Origin of the sequence: Providencia sp. PROV003 (assembly GCF_045040775.1) — a bacterium.
GTDB lineage: Bacteria > Pseudomonadota > Gammaproteobacteria > Enterobacterales > Enterobacteriaceae > Providencia > Providencia huashanensis.
Genome location: NZ_CP096369.1, coordinates 2,293,379 through 2,307,090 on the forward strand (window position 1 = coordinate 2,293,379; position 13,712 = coordinate 2,307,090).

Below are 13,712 nucleotides of genomic sequence, written 5' to 3' on the forward strand. Positions count from 1 at the left end.
ACCATGAACCAACCAAATAATGATATTGCTAGCGAAGGCAGCTTGGCAGGGCAGTTTATGGCTGCGTTTCGTAACTTATTGATGAATATTGATGACATGCTACCGGCTACAGTGGTGAGTTATAACGATAAAACCAATCGAGCTGTTATCAAACCGTTAGTGATGATGGTTTCTACCGAGGGGAAAAAAATTGGGCGTGCTTCGGTAGCGAACATCCCGGTTTTCCGCTTTGGAGGAGGAGGTTTTTTTATCCGAATGCCCATTAAAGCAGGGGATTTTGGTTGGCTCAAAGCCAATGACCGCGATATCAGCTTAGTCTTTCAACGGGGCGGTTTAGAAGATGAACCGAATACAGCGCGCTTACATACTTTTAGTGATGCTATGTTTTATCCGGACACACTTAAAGGCTGGCTGATTGATGGAAAAAATACCGATGCGCTAGTCATTCAGTCTATGGATGGCTCAGTATGTTTGTCATTACATGAAGGAAAAGCTGTATTAGATTCACCCATTTTTGAGGTTAATGTGCCTGAAACCACCTTTAACGGTAATGTCACGATCAATGGTAACCAGGCGGTGAATGGAAACAGCGACTCAAACGGTGGCACGATGAAACATAATGGTAAGGATATTGGCTCAACGCATAAACATAGTGGTATTCAAAGCGGTAATAGCAACACAGGAGCCCCAATATGATGACCTTCGATGTTAACGACAATAACGATATTTATATTGGCAGTAGTGGCAACTTAGCGATAGCAAACGCTGAAAAAGCAACGCAAAACCGTTGCGAGCATTACGCCAAAGCGATACGCGGTGAAATGTTACATAAGCTAAATTCGGGGCTCCCGTATTGGAAAACAACCTTTGGGCGGCAAGTGGACGTGCCTTTGTTTGAGTCTGCTTTTCGCAGCCGAATGGGGGAACTGGATGATGTGACCTCCGTGGTGTCATTTTCGGCAGTGATGGCGGATAACACATTGAATTATACCGCGGTGATCCAAACTATTTATGGGGAGATAACACTTAATGGCTGATTATCAATATATTACATCACAAGGTGTCATTGTGCCTGATACCAGCACTTTACGTGATGAGGTCGAAAATGAATTTAAAAACCTCTTTGGTCAACAACTCGATGTGTCACCTGAAACGCCGCAAGGTACACTTATCACCATGGAAGTTGAGAATCGGGATGCAATCGCACGAAATAATGCCGAGCTAGCCAATCAAATTAACCCTGATTTAGCCGGTGGTATATTTCTCGATGCAATATGGGCGTTAATGGGCGGTCAGCGTTTTGATGCGACCCATTCATTTTTGACACAGGTTAAATTCACCGGTACTGCCGACACCTTGATCCCTAAAGGGTCGCAAGCAGCAACGCTGAGTGGTGATTTATTTGAAACCACCAACACTCTGATTATTGGTAAGGATGGCACTATTACAGGGGATATGCGCGCCATTAAAACGGGGGCGATTGAGTGTGGGATTGGGCAACTGAATAAAGTGGCTAGCTCCGTATTAGGTTGGGAAACCGTTTATAACCCGAGTAATGCAATACTGGGGAGAAATGCGGAATCAGACTTACAGGCAAGGCGGCGGCGTAAGCAGACATTAGCTAAGAACACGGTCAGCGTGGGTGAAGCGATTACCTCTGCATTATATGAACTAGAAGGTGTGCGTTCCCTTGCTTATAGAGAAAATCATACCAGTCAGCCGATGGTTTTTGAGGGGATCACCCTAGTGCCTCATAGTATTTATGTGTGTGTTGAAGGGGGAGATAAAGATGCGATTGCTCGTTCGCTATTACGTACAAAAACGCTCGGAGCAGCTTTTAATGGCAATGAAGAAGTTAATGTTTTAGACACAATCAGCGGCCAAACTTATCCCGTTAAGTTTGATCGGGCGAAAGAGATTGTGTTGTTTTGTCGTGTGACAGTAAAAAAAGCTACCGTTGATGCACAAACCATTATCCCAGCTGCGGTTGAGTCATGGGCTAATGGGGATATCGATGGTGAGGGGGGTTTAGTGGTTGGGCGAGATGTTTCGCCATTTGAAATATCAGCGGGTATTAATGCGGTTGAGCCTCGCTTATTTATTACGCATGTTGAGCTTTCAACCGATGGCAAAGCTTGGTCATCGAATAACTATAAAATAAATATGAATGAGGTGGCAAGAATCAAACGCAGTGCAGTACAAGTGGTGATGGTATGACGAAAATCCAATCGTTTGATTTCCATTCAGATTTATTGCGTGCCATTCTTTGGCAGTATGAAGATGCTGAAAATCTTAAGGCATTAGCACAATATAAAGCGAATTACTTTGAACGTGCGACAACGCAGTTTTGGAGTGGTTGGTATCGTGATGTGTTCAATATTGATACCGCTAATGAGTTAGGTTTAAATATTTGGGCACGTATTCTTGATGTACCACTGGGGATTGATGTTTCTCCTAGTGATATAACGAAAATTGGTTTTGGTTTTGGCAAAAAGAAAGCCAATTTTAACGCTAATTTTCGGCGTAATACCGATTACACCTTATCCCTGACAGTTGAGCAAAAGCGTCTGGTTGTGCGTATGCGTTATTTTAACCTGACGCGAAGCCCAACGGTTACCAATATAAATCAGTTCCTTAAACAGTTTTTCTGGCAAGCAGATAGCAAAGTGTTCGTGCTAGACCCGCTGGATATGAGTTATCTGTATTATGTGTTTAGTTTCAATCCTGACGAACGTTTACGGGTGCTTCTTGAAAATTTTGACCTAATGCCTCGCCCATCTGGGGTTGGGGTTAAATATCGTATCGTGACGAAGAAATCGTTCGGTCACGGCCAACATCGTAAAAACTTCCTCAGTAGTAATTTCGGAGCATAAAATCCATGACAAAAATATTTAAAATCCCCTTTGCAACACAAGGGGACAGAACTTCTATTCCTGATGATGTACAAGCGGATGGCGCAGTATCTTACACGCAGGGCTATAGTTATGATTATGAGCGCGACCAAATAACGGACCCTGCGGCGAAAGATATTGAACGTGAAAAGATGAACGGTATGTTTCACGATATTACGGAGGCGATTGGTGAGCTGCAAAGTTTGGGGCTGCCTAAATGGGCAGCAGAAGCTAAACCATACCCGATCCGCGCCATTGTTTATCATAAAAATAAGGCATGGCAGTCGAAAGTTGAGAATAATAGCAATGAACCAGCTGCTGGAGCAGCATGGCATGAATTAAAAGCAGATTTAACTGCCAGCGATATCAATGTTTATAATAAAACCGAATCCGACAAGCGTTTCCAGCCATTAGGTAATTATCTTCCTGCTGGTTATAGCTATTCAAAAGTGGAGTCCGATACTCTTTATCAACCTAAAGGTAACTATGCCCCTGCTGGGAACTACGCACTTAAGGGGGAAAGCTACACCAAAGCAGAAGCAGATGGGCGATATCAACCCAAAGGCAGTTATCAGCCTGCGGGGGATTATGCGACGAATAGTGCTTTAACTAACGGCCTAAATACTAAGCTTAATATCAGCAGTGTTGTTCAGGCAACGGGCAGTTCAACAACGGCGGTCATGAGTCAAAAAGCAGTGACTGACGCCTTACAAAATGCGGTTAATCTTAATACAATTTACCCAGTTGGTATTGTGGTGTGGTTTGCTCAAAATAAAAACCCAAATACGTTATTTCCTGGCACGAAGTGGCAATATATTGGTGAAAATAAAACGATTCGATTAGCCAATTCGAGTGGTAATAACGTGTTAAATAGTGGTGGTAGTGATTCGATTAAGTTAACGGAAGCACAATTACCTGCACATAATCATAGCTTCTCAGCAACAACCAGTAGTTTTGATTATGGGACGAAAACGACAAATAGTACTGGAGCTCATACTCATACATTTACAGGGGTAAAAAGATTAACAACAATGCCTAACGCTACAAATGGAGGGAGAATTGCGTGGGTACAAGAGGAACAAACAACAGGTTCTTCTGGCGCCCATACCCACACCGTCGCAATAGGTGCCCATACCCATACAATCTCAGGAACAACAGGTAATAAAGGTAGTGCTGCTGTAATTACAGTAACCAACGCCTATATTATGTTAATGGGTTGGTATCGTATCTCATAAGTAATTATTGAAGCTAAAGTGGCGCAGTCAGTGCCACTTTTTGATTGCTGTTTATATAAATCAATTAGTTGACTAAATAATTCTAATCATTCACTGTTAATTTTAGATACAAATACATTTGTATCAACTATGAACTTAAAACTGTCGTAATTGTATTCTGAACAAATATTAATATGGGATGCTCTATCACATGTAAGGAATCAATGATTAAAAACGTATAAAATTTAGTATACTTTCTTCTATTAGAGAATATTGTGCGATATTTTAAAATAGCCTGAATATTTCATCTTTATATAATATTAATTTTTTTCATCATAGTGCATCCAGTCGTTAATATTATTTTCTACTTCCCACTCCTTAATTTTACGTATTATTGACTATTAATCGAGATGTAAATGATTAATTCAGTGTTTGTCTTATTGTTTTAATTACTTTAATACAGTGAAATACCGTTGCCAAATACAAGGAGATATTATGTATATTAATTTTGCTTATGATATGGTAAACATAGGTTGGTTAACATTTATTATCTTTATGCCTATAGACCCTGTTTTTTCCTATTCTGCGCTATTGGAAATAACGACACTCTCGGTAAAGTAACCTTATTATAATCGGTTAGATAGAGATTGAGGTAACAACAATAATCACATATAAAGCAGCTATGACCAAAACAGCACCAATGATTGTCCTAGCAAAAAGGCAGCTAAGGCTGGTTGGCGGCGATTTAGGGAGTAGCGCTGAAAAACTCCAATAAGCAAGAACGAGTAATAAAAAAGCAAAAAACAAAAGATAAGTAATAGTGAATGCCACTTTGAGTCCCCTTAAATTTAATATGATTAAGTCTAAGGTATTTAGGTTTTATATGCGATAAGAAAAAATGCAGAAAATTGATGGTAATAATATAACTCGTAAGATTTAATATTTAAGCAAGTCGGTTTAAATTATTTTGAATGTCAACATTTCCTATCTTACTTATAAGATGCCAGTTAAGGCTGTTCGTTATTAACATATCACATTAACATGTTCTTGTTTGACCTGCCTCTCAGGCTGATCAGCCAATTGCATAGAGATGGGAACCGAAATGTTGAAATCCAGCAACCAAGCTAGTTTAGTACTACTATTCGGCTGCCCTTCATTAATCACACAGTACTCAACTGATCCAGAATAGAAATAAATACTATGTAAAACTTTGAGACTCTTCTAAATTAAACTGTGATTGTCCTTTAGATTTTGCAGACTTAAAGTGAAAGATCCCAAAAAAGCTGACTTTCCTCAGACGCATGACCAATCTTTCGTATTAGGGAAAAAGGAATCGAGTTACTATCATCGAGAGTCTTTCCGATAATATTAGCAGCATTTAGGTAGTCATATCTCAGTCCAAAGCTGGCCACCATAGTAGGTTCCGCTGAGTGAGTACGATCTAAGAGTGCTTGATTGAACTCGATAAACTGAACGAGCGTGGCACCTGCGGCTTTTAATCCAGTGAAAATAGAATCAAACAGTTCCGGATGGAGTGCCCGTGTAAACACTGCGATAGTCTGGCCCTTAAGATCCGCAGGCTTCAGATTATTGACCTTCGCGAGGGGATGATTGGCAGACATCAGTAGTTCAAGCTTGAGCTCACAGAGTAACATTGTCTCAATTTCAGAATGGTGTACTTCACCCAACACAAAAGCAAGGTCTAAACCCCCCTTCAGAACCCGATCAATCAGCCCTGAGCTCCAGCCAATATCGAGTTCAACACTGATATCGGGATAAATTAACGCAAATTGTTCGACCAGCTCTTGTCTGCGAACAATGTGGTTGCCGTAAGGAGGAGAACCAAGCCTAAGGTGACGCTCATCTCGATGTTGCAATTGGGACGCAAGAGCTTCGGTCAGCATCATTGATGCGTGTACGCCGCGTGCTGCTTGAAGTAGCTCGTAGCCCTGTTTGGTTAAGGCAATATTACGTGTGTTCCGAGTAAATAGGGGAAACCCTAACTGCTCCTCAAACTTTTTCAATCGGGCAGACAGCCACGGTTGAGCTACATGTAAACGCTCAGCTGCTCGAGTGAATGAACCTTCCTCAGCGATTATCGCAAACTGCACCACAAGGCGCGGATCAAGCTTCATTGAGCAATTCCTCATTTATATCGCAGAGATCTGCATGTTGTAGCGTAATGTTTAATGACCGTCGCATTTTAACTAAATCCTATTGGAATTATAACGAAATCTTAACCGCTATACTGTTAGCATGTATATTGTTATTTATACGAAATTTGACTTAATTACGAGAAAATTCGTCTTAGACATGGCTTCTTGATAGAGGGATACTTCCATCGAAATCTGTACTAATCCACTACTGGTAAATTGGTTTGGCGTACGGCCACAATTGTTAGCATTAGTGTGAAATAAACAAATTTGGAGGAATGCATGGACACGAAACAGAGGTTCGACCAACTTAAGAATACGGAACGCCTCAATGACGAAATTCTGTTTGAATTCTTTGATTCGCTTTCACCCGTTTCTACAGATGAAGTTCTGGGGCGCTGGAAAGGCGGTGATTTCAATACAGGGCACTGGTGCAATCGTGCTCTGATAGAAAGGAAATGGTACGGAAAGTGGTATCGTAGCAAGATGGACGCAGTGCCACTTATCTGTTATGACGACCAAAATCGCCTATTTTCAAGTCAGGCAATGAAGGGTGAAGCCTCGCTTTGGGATGTAGAATTCCGTGGAAAAGTCTCGACTACCATGATCTACGATGGTGTACCTATCTTCGATCATTTACGTAAAGTTGATGAAAACACACTGCTCGGCGTCATGGATGGTAAATCGTTGGAGGGCTCCCCTGATATTGTTGATAACGGCAAGTACTACTTTTTCTATCTTGAAAAGGTAGATAGTTTCCCAGTCGAATACGTGGAAGAGTGAAAAACTGTTTATGTGGGCAAACGCGGCTATTGCTCGCCGCGAACAAGCTCAAAAGCAGTGTTGAGTGATTTGAAATTTGGATAGGAGAATCCATGATGAAAGCCGCTGTACTCAATACGCCTAACGGGCTCTTTTCGATTGAGAATATTGAGATTGACCACCCGAAAGGGCGCGAGGTTCTGGTGGAGGTCAAAGCATCTGGCCTTTGCCATACGGACTTACATATTGCAGAGAATAACTACGGCTTTCCGCTGCCAGCCGTACTAGGGCATGAACTAGCTGGAATTGTCAAAGAGATAGGCCCTGAGGTCAGAGAGTTCGCTATTGGTGACCATGTGGTTGGTTCTCTGGTTCAATATTGCGGCCATTGCGAAGCCTGCTTGGACGGACGAACTTACCAATGCGAACATCCTGAGGAAACTATGCGAGGTGCAGGGGAGGGACAGCGTCTAACCCTTAATGGTGAGCCAGTCTTACCGATGTTTGGTACTGCTGCTTTTGCAGAATTCACTTTGGTACATGAGAATCAGCTGGCCAAGGTTCCCAAAGAGTTACCTTTTCCTCAAGCTTCAGTTCTAGGCTGCGGTTGCGTAACAGGAGCCGGAGCTGCGATTAACACCGCTGCGATCAGACCAGGAGATACGGTCGCTGTGATTGGTGTTGGTGGCGTGGGTCTTAACGTCATCTCTGGCGCACGGCTTGCTGGAGCTACACGTATTATTGCCATTGATACTCAACCGGCTAAAGAGGAACTCGCTCGTCGGTTTGGTGCGACTGATTTCGTATTGGCGGGAGATGGTGATCATGTTGAAACGGTTCGTACCATGACGAATGGCGGAGTTTTACATGCTTTCGAGGTGGTAGGTGCAAAATCTACCATTGAGCAGTCTGTCAAGATGTTAAGAAAGGGAGGTACTACCTATGTGATTGGTATGCCGAAGCCAGATAACCCCATTAGTGTTGATGCCTTGGAGGACGTGTTGCTTAATCAGGCAACTATTAAAGGGGTTTACATGGGGTCTTCGAATATTAAGCATGATATTCCTATGTATGCCAATCTTTATTTACAAGGACGTTTTAACTTGGATGACCTCATTTCCAAACAGATCGATATCGATGAAATTAACGAAGCTTATCAGGAGCTTAAAAATGGCGGCATTGCACGAAGTGTAATCACCCGCTTCTGACCCAACTCATAAGGAAGCCGCATCATAGATTTCAGTCAAACGGATACATCCTGCACCTTTATTGGCAATGAGATTGTTATTTTAGGGGGCTTGTAAGGGCAATGTAAATCACGGCTTCTAGCCTGTGTTTATAAGGCCTTTAAAACGATCTGAAAAACTTAAAATCACATAAAATCATGCAGTAAGGTATTATCTTACTGCATGAAATATTAAGGTGCCCTTCATGAATAATCACCACTTCGCGATAGGGATTTCATTGGCTTTGGGCACAGGTACACTATCAGCACAAGCTCAATCATCCGATGATAATGTGATAGTGACAAAGCCAACTGGTTGTGTTGGTCCGGAGAAAAGGCGACGTCTGTAGATCTGATATGTGCTGTACACCACGGTTACCAAGACTGATGGTTCAACAACTATCGAAAACGTTAAAGTAAATCCCAACGCACCGATAGGTTATTTTTATGTCTATTTATACCGTCTTGCCTGCTATCTAGTTTAACGAGCGTCACCTTCCTCTAATCTAAGAATTTTTGTTTTAAATTCTAAAATTACCTTGTTATACCGAGGCACTTATTTGTTATTTTATAGTATTCTTGAACAATTACCTTTGCGTCTATAATAATGGGTTTTAATTTGGCATAGTTATTAATAATAGCAATTTAATTCTAAATTTAAATTGAGTAATTTTAATTTAGTCATTTTTAGATATTCATTTATGTATTTTTCGTATATGGCTAACGGATTGTTTTTGTGTTGCTAGTTTAAGGAAATAGCTACATATAATCGCAAATATACCACCAATCAATGTTTCCATTATTCTTTCAAGTAAAAGATGGTAATCGATATGGTTAAAGTAAATTGACATTTCTATTAAGGATAAAACAAGTCCTGTAAGGCAAAATGTGCCAAAAACGTTGTTTTTTTTGCTGTTACTTATCGGGATTAGAAAAGCAAATAGATATATCAAAGCAAAGCCAACATACGGCATAAAGGCAGTAAAATTAAACGTAAAATATAAAATAAAAACAACAAGTAATGTGCCAATAACTCGATCTCTAGTTAACTTAATGATGTTAGTTAATTTAGGATTTAACACAAATATATATGTCAGTGGTGCCCAGAAGAAATGGTCAATATTAATTGCTCTAGAGGTCAAAACACATAAAAGCAACCCAAAAGAATAGATTAGTGACTGAAAAATAAGGCTATATGATAATTTGTCTTTTTTTAGTGATATATACTTTTTTATTTGGAACATCGTAATTTTTTTACGGTTACTGATGGTGTAGCAAAATACAAGAGTTATGATTGTTCCTATCAGTAAGCCTATTACTAGGCCATCAAAGCTCGATTTGTTGAGTGTCGCCCCTATGATATAAAAAATCATGAAGTATTTAAATGACATATCCAATGAGGAGTCTATATTGTAAAACTGGTAGTAAATAAAAGGTGCTATGAAGAGAATTACCAAAAATAGGCTGCCGAAACCCAAAAAATAGCCCAAGGCAGAACCTATAAAGACAAAAAAAGAACACAGTAGTGAATAGGTGATATTTTTATATTGGCTAGCTTTATTAAATATCGTGTAGCCATGCAGGGTTGAGAGTGAACTCCATAGTGTTGCATCAATGCCAGCAATGTAATAAGTAATAATAAAACTTACTACGAGGCATAATGTGAAATAAAAGCTCTCTAAAAAATTAATCATAGATTTACCTAGTTACTAAATGAAAAAGCAAGGGCTCAGTTTGCTCGATGTTCAAATTATGACTAAATCAAAAAACACATGAAAAGAGCCTGTTAAAAGGTATAGTACTATATTTTCTATTATTTCCAATAAATAGCGTAAATACTTTTTTCATACACTATAGTTTTCACTCTTCAGTTTCAATGAGAATAATTGAATTACTGGTATTTTATGAGAGATGTGTTTTTGGAGCTCGTATTCAATTCGGTGAACAGTCTGTAAGATAGAGATATTTATGCTCAAAGTCGATGTAAAATGCGCATTTTGTCAATCAACGCATTTAGTTAAAAAACATGGATAGCGAATTGTTGAGCATCAATGCTATCGCTGCCAAGCCTGCGCCAAAGATTCCAAGTAGATTATGAATATCGGGCTTGCCAATCTGGGAAAAAGGATAAAATTATTGACCTCACGGTGAATAATGCAGGTATTTGTGATACTGCCAGAACCCCCCAGCATATTTATTGAACGCGAACACGATCTATTATGATGGTCTACATATTGAATGCATGACCGTTTTTAGGGTGTAGATGCTATAAATCATTACAACTTTTTTGTAATTTTAAAATCGTACCCGTGTTAACAACAATTTTAAATTTTTCAAATTGTTGTTTGAATTTTCCGTCGGGTTTCTAAATAACCCGCCTCGCCCGTTAGGATGAGGTAATATTTTATGTGGAGGTGAGTATATTAATTGACAAGCATCTTTTTATGAATATACGGATATGATGATTCTGTATTTAAATAGTAGAAGCATTCCCGTATAAAGATCCCGTATCGCTGATAGTGTGCGAAATAGATTCCCGCCATCATTGAGAGGTCATTGAGATTTTTTGAAATCTTCTATGCGCTGGCGGAGTCTGAATTAAGCTTGTATCAAATTGATTTTAAATTAATAAAATTCAATTCAACTTTTGATTTGGGCCTAAAGTTTATTTTACTTTTTTTTGATGGCAGGCTCAAAATCTAGCTTGCCATCTTAACATAAAGTAAGAGATTAACGAGAATTTTGTAGATTCAGTGTTTATAGAACTACTCTATTTCTCTTTACAGTATTAGCTATAAATTTCCTTGACTAAAGGCAATAACCCTAATGCTGTTAATTGAATTTCTATCTCATTGGCTTTTCTGATATCGTCTTTATCTGAACCATCGAATACGTGGTGAGTACTGATAATCAGTGTGCCACTATTTTTATCATTTTCAATATCGATAAGTTGAGTCGCCATAGGTAGTTGTTCTGGTATTATTTTTTTATTCAGAAAAAGCATCCAACCAACAGGTAATCTGTCAGGGAATACATTTTTTTTATTGTATCTATATTTATTCGTATCAATTCGTATGCAAATTATTCTATATGCATCTAAATAATAATTTAGTGCATTAACTATAGCTGCTTGGCTAGGTACATTAATATTACGTAGCTTAAACTCTAGATTATATATCAGCCCACAACTGGTATGTTTTATATCTAATGCTTTGTTTTCATTAGCCCATATAGATTCTGCCCAATCAAAATAAGGAATATTCTTCAATAAATCGGTTGGTGTATATTGGTTAAAAGCTTTCTTTTGTAATGCTTTTTCTAAAGTATCGCCTGTTAAATACCATGCGTCTTCATTTTCATGAGTGATCGACTCATAGGTTAAAATCATATGACTAAAAATATCAATTAATAGGGGGATTGACATTTCTTCATGTAGCTCGATATCTAATTTAATTGATAAATTCATAACTACCTCAAAATTATGGTGAAAAGTGTGTTCGTACTTGTGGTAATGGTTCTAATAATTCCTCACAAAGCTCAAACATTTTTTTATGTGAAAAATGCCAATCAATAAATGACCTTTTTTTAAACTGGTAAAGCATAATCAATTTTGTTCTCCGGCTTGCTTAAGGATTTTATTATGCTCACCCATAAATATATTTGGCTCGCCTTGGCTATTGAAGAAAAAATCATAATTATCTTTCGTTTCAATAAAGTTACATTCACTGGGCACCCAACCGTCAAACTCCACTAAAGGATTTTTGGTTCTTGTTGGAACTGGGATTGTGCACTTCCATTCATCAATATATTTAAGTTGTCCTTCTGGAGAATCAGCCGTTACTATCACCGTATTACATATTCTCGCCTGATACTCATAAGCATTTGGAGAACGTGTATTGGTTATATAATTTTTATGAGGGATAATATAAGGGATAGCAGGGCAGTCTTTGCACCCTTTACTAGCTTCAATTGCGGCAACGCCAATCGATGAACCAGCAACGGCTCCTGTCACTGATCCTTGTCCACTCCCTCGTTGACCATTTACACCGTCGTCATCTATCCCTCCACCAATCGCAATACTTTCATTACCACATTCATCATCACTGCTTCCTGACGAAGAGGGAAAGCCGATTTTTGAGGCTTCTTGAGTCACTGCGGCTAGACCGCCCAGAGTCATTAACCCTGCGCCGGCAACTATTAATGGAATTGGCATGTTAAGTTCTCCATTCAATTAATTTCATGGCTATCCGTAAAAAATCTTGATACTGCTGCTCTGGCACGCGATTTTTTTCCTCAAGCATATTTCTAATTTCTGGCTTTAAATAAAAGTCGGGGCAGCAAGCTTCGTAAAATAAAAATGACCGAATTAACGGTTCTTGAGTAAAACCGAGGGAGAGAACATATTGAAATGCATCTTCTAAACGTTTATTCAATGTTTCGAGGTTCTGGAGTTTATTCAAATGGTGTTTATAAAAATCAGCACTCACTTGAGTCACATAATCACTCTGTTCAATATTTTGAATTTTCTTTAATTGTTCTTCGCTAAACTGCATTTAAGCCGCCTCCTTGTAATGCATAAAATCGTCCTTGAAAACGGTAATACCATGCAATGAGCGGCGTGGTTACGATGCTATTTTTGACAGTGCTGATCGTATGTTTTATCAGTGGTGGCAAGGGAATGATATCGATTAAGGTATCCACAATATCACTGACACATTGCCCAAAATCGTTACGTGCCGAAGTTTCTACGGGTTGCGTCCGGTAAGTGGTGCTCAGTTGCCTAGCGACACCGCTACTGGCCTTGGCTGGTAACGCCTGTATTAATTGCTCTGCCAATTCAGTGAGTTGATAGTTTTCGATCGCAGAAACTGTCATCACAGGATGATGCGGCTTAAATGCGGTTATCACGACTTGCTGCTTCAATTCTAAGTTAGCCGCTTGCTCTGGGGATGGCTGGTGGCTCAGTTCATTCCACTGGCGACAGGGTTCTATCTTGTCTGCTTGGTTCAGCACAAATAGAAAGCGACTTGGTTGATAACCACATTGTTCAGTGAGAAAGCGATAACACTGTTCATCAGAAGATCACGCTCTATCATCCGCCTTGAGTACCCAGATGATTAAATCCAGTTCTGGCGATAAGTTACGATAGAGCTGGTGATATTCTCTATCTCGCTCAAGGCTTTCCCCCACACCGGGTAAATCAATAAAGGTAAGTGTATGGTTATTCATCGTCATACTGAAACGTTGGGCTTGGCGCGTGCAACCTGAAACATTACTCACAAAAGATAGTTGGGACTGGAACAGCGCATTGATAAGACTGGATTTTCCAACCCCTGCTTTACCCATCTGGCCGATGGTGGGGGAGTAGTTGATTAGGTGGTTTAGTCGGTTGAAAAAAGAGGTTTGGAATGAGTGAGGTAAGGTGGATAGAGCGGTTCTTAATTTGGAGTATTGAGCCATATTATCG

Annotated in this window: 14 protein-coding genes and 2 pseudogenes; 9 read left to right on the top strand and 7 right to left on the bottom strand. The window is 39.6% G+C overall.

From position 1 onward, the window contains the following. Nucleotides 1-3 precede the first annotated feature (3 nt). From M1F14_RS10385 to M1F14_RS10405, 5 genes are read left to right on the top strand one after another with little or no spacing between them, the layout of a single operon-like run. On the top strand, nucleotides 4-696 hold the full coding sequence (locus tag M1F14_RS10385) for a Gp138 family membrane-puncturing spike protein (protein ID WP_071548255.1): 693 nt from the start codon (nucleotides 4-6) through the stop codon (nucleotides 694-696). Further along, nucleotides 693-1,037 carry a hypothetical protein gene (locus M1F14_RS10390; protein ID WP_181468655.1) on the top strand — a complete coding sequence of 115 codons (345 nt, stop codon included), beginning with the start codon at nucleotides 693-695 and terminating at the stop codon, nucleotides 1,035-1,037. The genes M1F14_RS10385 and M1F14_RS10390 overlap by 4 nt, the downstream gene beginning before the upstream one ends. Beyond that, nucleotides 1,030-2,217: a baseplate J/gp47 family protein gene (locus tag M1F14_RS10395; RefSeq protein ID WP_181468654.1), complete on the top strand. Its 1,188-nt coding sequence runs from the start codon at nucleotides 1,030-1,032 to the stop codon at nucleotides 2,215-2,217. The genes M1F14_RS10390 and M1F14_RS10395 overlap by 8 nt, the downstream gene beginning before the upstream one ends. Further along, the gene (locus M1F14_RS10400; protein WP_071548252.1) at nucleotides 2,214-2,873 is read left to right on the top strand and encodes a DUF2612 domain-containing protein; all 660 of its coding nucleotides are present in this window, start codon (nucleotides 2,214-2,216) and stop codon (nucleotides 2,871-2,873) included. Before M1F14_RS10395 ends, M1F14_RS10400 begins: the two co-directional genes overlap by 4 nt. A gap of 5 nt (nucleotides 2,874-2,878) precedes the next feature. Beyond that, nucleotides 2,879-4,126, top strand: coding sequence for a phage baseplate protein (locus M1F14_RS10405; protein WP_181468653.1), 1,248 nt, complete (start codon nucleotides 2,879-2,881; stop codon nucleotides 4,124-4,126). A 615-nt stretch (nucleotides 4,127-4,741) separates the two neighbouring features. On the opposite strand, the gene M1F14_RS10410 is transcribed toward M1F14_RS10405, so the two are convergent. Both M1F14_RS10410 and M1F14_RS10415 read right to left on the bottom strand, forming a co-directional pair. Then, on the bottom strand, nucleotides 4,742-4,936 hold the full coding sequence (locus M1F14_RS10410) for a hypothetical protein (RefSeq protein ID WP_042844950.1): 195 nt from the start codon (nucleotides 4,934-4,936) through the stop codon (nucleotides 4,742-4,744). A 428-nt stretch (nucleotides 4,937-5,364) separates the two neighbouring features. Further along, nucleotides 5,365-6,240: a LysR family transcriptional regulator gene (locus tag M1F14_RS10415; protein ID WP_181468652.1), complete on the bottom strand. Its 876-nt coding sequence runs from the start codon at nucleotides 6,238-6,240 to the stop codon at nucleotides 5,365-5,367. Between the two features lie 300 nt (nucleotides 6,241-6,540). On the opposite strand from M1F14_RS10415, the gene M1F14_RS10420 reads away from it, so the two are divergent. The 3 genes from M1F14_RS10420 (at nucleotide 6,541) to M1F14_RS10430 (ending at nucleotide 8,595) form a co-directional block, all read left to right on the top strand. Beyond that, nucleotides 6,541-7,041, top strand: coding sequence for a DUF4334 domain-containing protein (locus M1F14_RS10420; protein WP_042844948.1), 501 nt, complete (start codon nucleotides 6,541-6,543; stop codon nucleotides 7,039-7,041). Between the two features lie 92 nt (nucleotides 7,042-7,133). Beyond that, nucleotides 7,134-8,228, top strand: a complete 1,095-nt coding sequence (locus tag M1F14_RS10425; RefSeq protein ID WP_197679462.1) for a Zn-dependent alcohol dehydrogenase — start codon at nucleotides 7,134-7,136, stop codon at nucleotides 8,226-8,228. A gap of 223 nt (nucleotides 8,229-8,451) precedes the next feature. Further along, nucleotides 8,452-8,595: a hypothetical protein gene (locus M1F14_RS10430; protein WP_181468651.1), complete on the top strand. Its 144-nt coding sequence runs from the start codon at nucleotides 8,452-8,454 to the stop codon at nucleotides 8,593-8,595. A 345-nt stretch (nucleotides 8,596-8,940) separates the two neighbouring features. Here the strand turns inward: M1F14_RS10430 and M1F14_RS10435 are convergent, their stop codons facing one another. Next, nucleotides 8,941-9,939 carry an FUSC family protein gene (locus tag M1F14_RS10435; protein WP_042844947.1) on the bottom strand — a complete coding sequence of 333 codons (999 nt, stop codon included), beginning with the start codon at nucleotides 9,937-9,939 and terminating at the stop codon, nucleotides 8,941-8,943. A 274-nt stretch (nucleotides 9,940-10,213) separates the two neighbouring features. Here M1F14_RS10435 and M1F14_RS10440 point away from each other — a divergent pair. Next, nucleotides 10,214-10,425: pseudogene (locus tag M1F14_RS10440) on the top strand (IS1-like element transposase); the annotation flags it as partial. 608 nt (nucleotides 10,426-11,033) lie between these two features. Here M1F14_RS10440 and M1F14_RS10445 read toward each other — a convergent pair. The 4 genes and pseudogenes from M1F14_RS10445 to M1F14_RS10460 form a co-directional block, all read right to left on the bottom strand. Continuing rightward, nucleotides 11,034-11,711 (bottom strand): Imm52 family immunity protein, encoded by a 678-nt coding sequence (locus M1F14_RS10445; RefSeq protein ID WP_181468650.1) that lies wholly within the window; start codon nucleotides 11,709-11,711, stop codon nucleotides 11,034-11,036. Nucleotides 11,712-11,849: 138 nt separating this feature from the next. Next, the gene (locus M1F14_RS10450) at nucleotides 11,850-12,458 is read right to left on the bottom strand and encodes a Tox-REase-5 domain-containing protein (RefSeq protein ID WP_232370494.1); all 609 of its coding nucleotides are present in this window, start codon (nucleotides 12,456-12,458) and stop codon (nucleotides 11,850-11,852) included. Between the two features lies 1 nt (nucleotide 12,459). Next, nucleotides 12,460-12,798 carry a hypothetical protein gene (locus M1F14_RS10455; RefSeq protein ID WP_181468649.1) on the bottom strand — a complete coding sequence of 113 codons (339 nt, stop codon included), beginning with the start codon at nucleotides 12,796-12,798 and terminating at the stop codon, nucleotides 12,460-12,462. Beyond that, nucleotides 12,788-13,705: pseudogene (locus M1F14_RS10460) on the bottom strand (GTPase family protein). Before M1F14_RS10460 ends, M1F14_RS10455 begins: the two are co-directional and overlap by 11 nt. Between the last annotated feature and the right edge of the window lie 7 nt (nucleotides 13,706-13,712).

What these genes read in the sequence shown, in the direction of transcription:
- M1F14_RS10455 (WP_181468649.1), bottom strand. Translation starts at nt 12,798, where the DNA reads ATGCAGTTTAGCGAAGAACAATTAAAGAAAATTCAAAATATTGAACAG.
- M1F14_RS10430 (WP_181468651.1), top strand. Translation starts at nt 8,452, where the DNA reads ATGAATAATCACCACTTCGCGATAGGGATTTCATTGGCTTTGGGCACA.
- M1F14_RS10420 (WP_042844948.1), top strand. Translation starts at nt 6,541, where the DNA reads ATGGACACGAAACAGAGGTTCGACCAACTTAAGAATACGGAACGCCTC.
- M1F14_RS10415 (WP_181468652.1), bottom strand. Translation starts at nt 6,240, where the DNA reads ATGAAGCTTGATCCGCGCCTTGTGGTGCAGTTTGCGATAATCGCTGAG.
- M1F14_RS10435 (WP_042844947.1), bottom strand. Translation starts at nt 9,939, where the DNA reads ATGATTAATTTTTTAGAGAGCTTTTATTTCACATTATGCCTCGTAGTA.
- M1F14_RS10425 (WP_197679462.1), top strand. Translation starts at nt 7,134, where the DNA reads ATGATGAAAGCCGCTGTACTCAATACGCCTAACGGGCTCTTTTCGATT.
- M1F14_RS10390 (WP_181468655.1), top strand. Translation starts at nt 693, where the DNA reads ATGATGACCTTCGATGTTAACGACAATAACGATATTTATATTGGCAGT.
- M1F14_RS10445 (WP_181468650.1), bottom strand. Translation starts at nt 11,711, where the DNA reads ATGAATTTATCAATTAAATTAGATATCGAGCTACATGAAGAAATGTCA.
- M1F14_RS10405 (WP_181468653.1), top strand. Translation starts at nt 2,879, where the DNA reads ATGACAAAAATATTTAAAATCCCCTTTGCAACACAAGGGGACAGAACT.
- M1F14_RS10395 (WP_181468654.1), top strand. Translation starts at nt 1,030, where the DNA reads ATGGCTGATTATCAATATATTACATCACAAGGTGTCATTGTGCCTGAT.
- M1F14_RS10400 (WP_071548252.1), top strand. Translation starts at nt 2,214, where the DNA reads ATGACGAAAATCCAATCGTTTGATTTCCATTCAGATTTATTGCGTGCC.
- M1F14_RS10385 (WP_071548255.1), top strand. Translation starts at nt 4, where the DNA reads ATGAACCAACCAAATAATGATATTGCTAGCGAAGGCAGCTTGGCAGGG.
- M1F14_RS10450 (WP_232370494.1), bottom strand. Translation starts at nt 12,458, where the DNA reads ATGCCAATTCCATTAATAGTTGCCGGCGCAGGGTTAATGACTCTGGGC.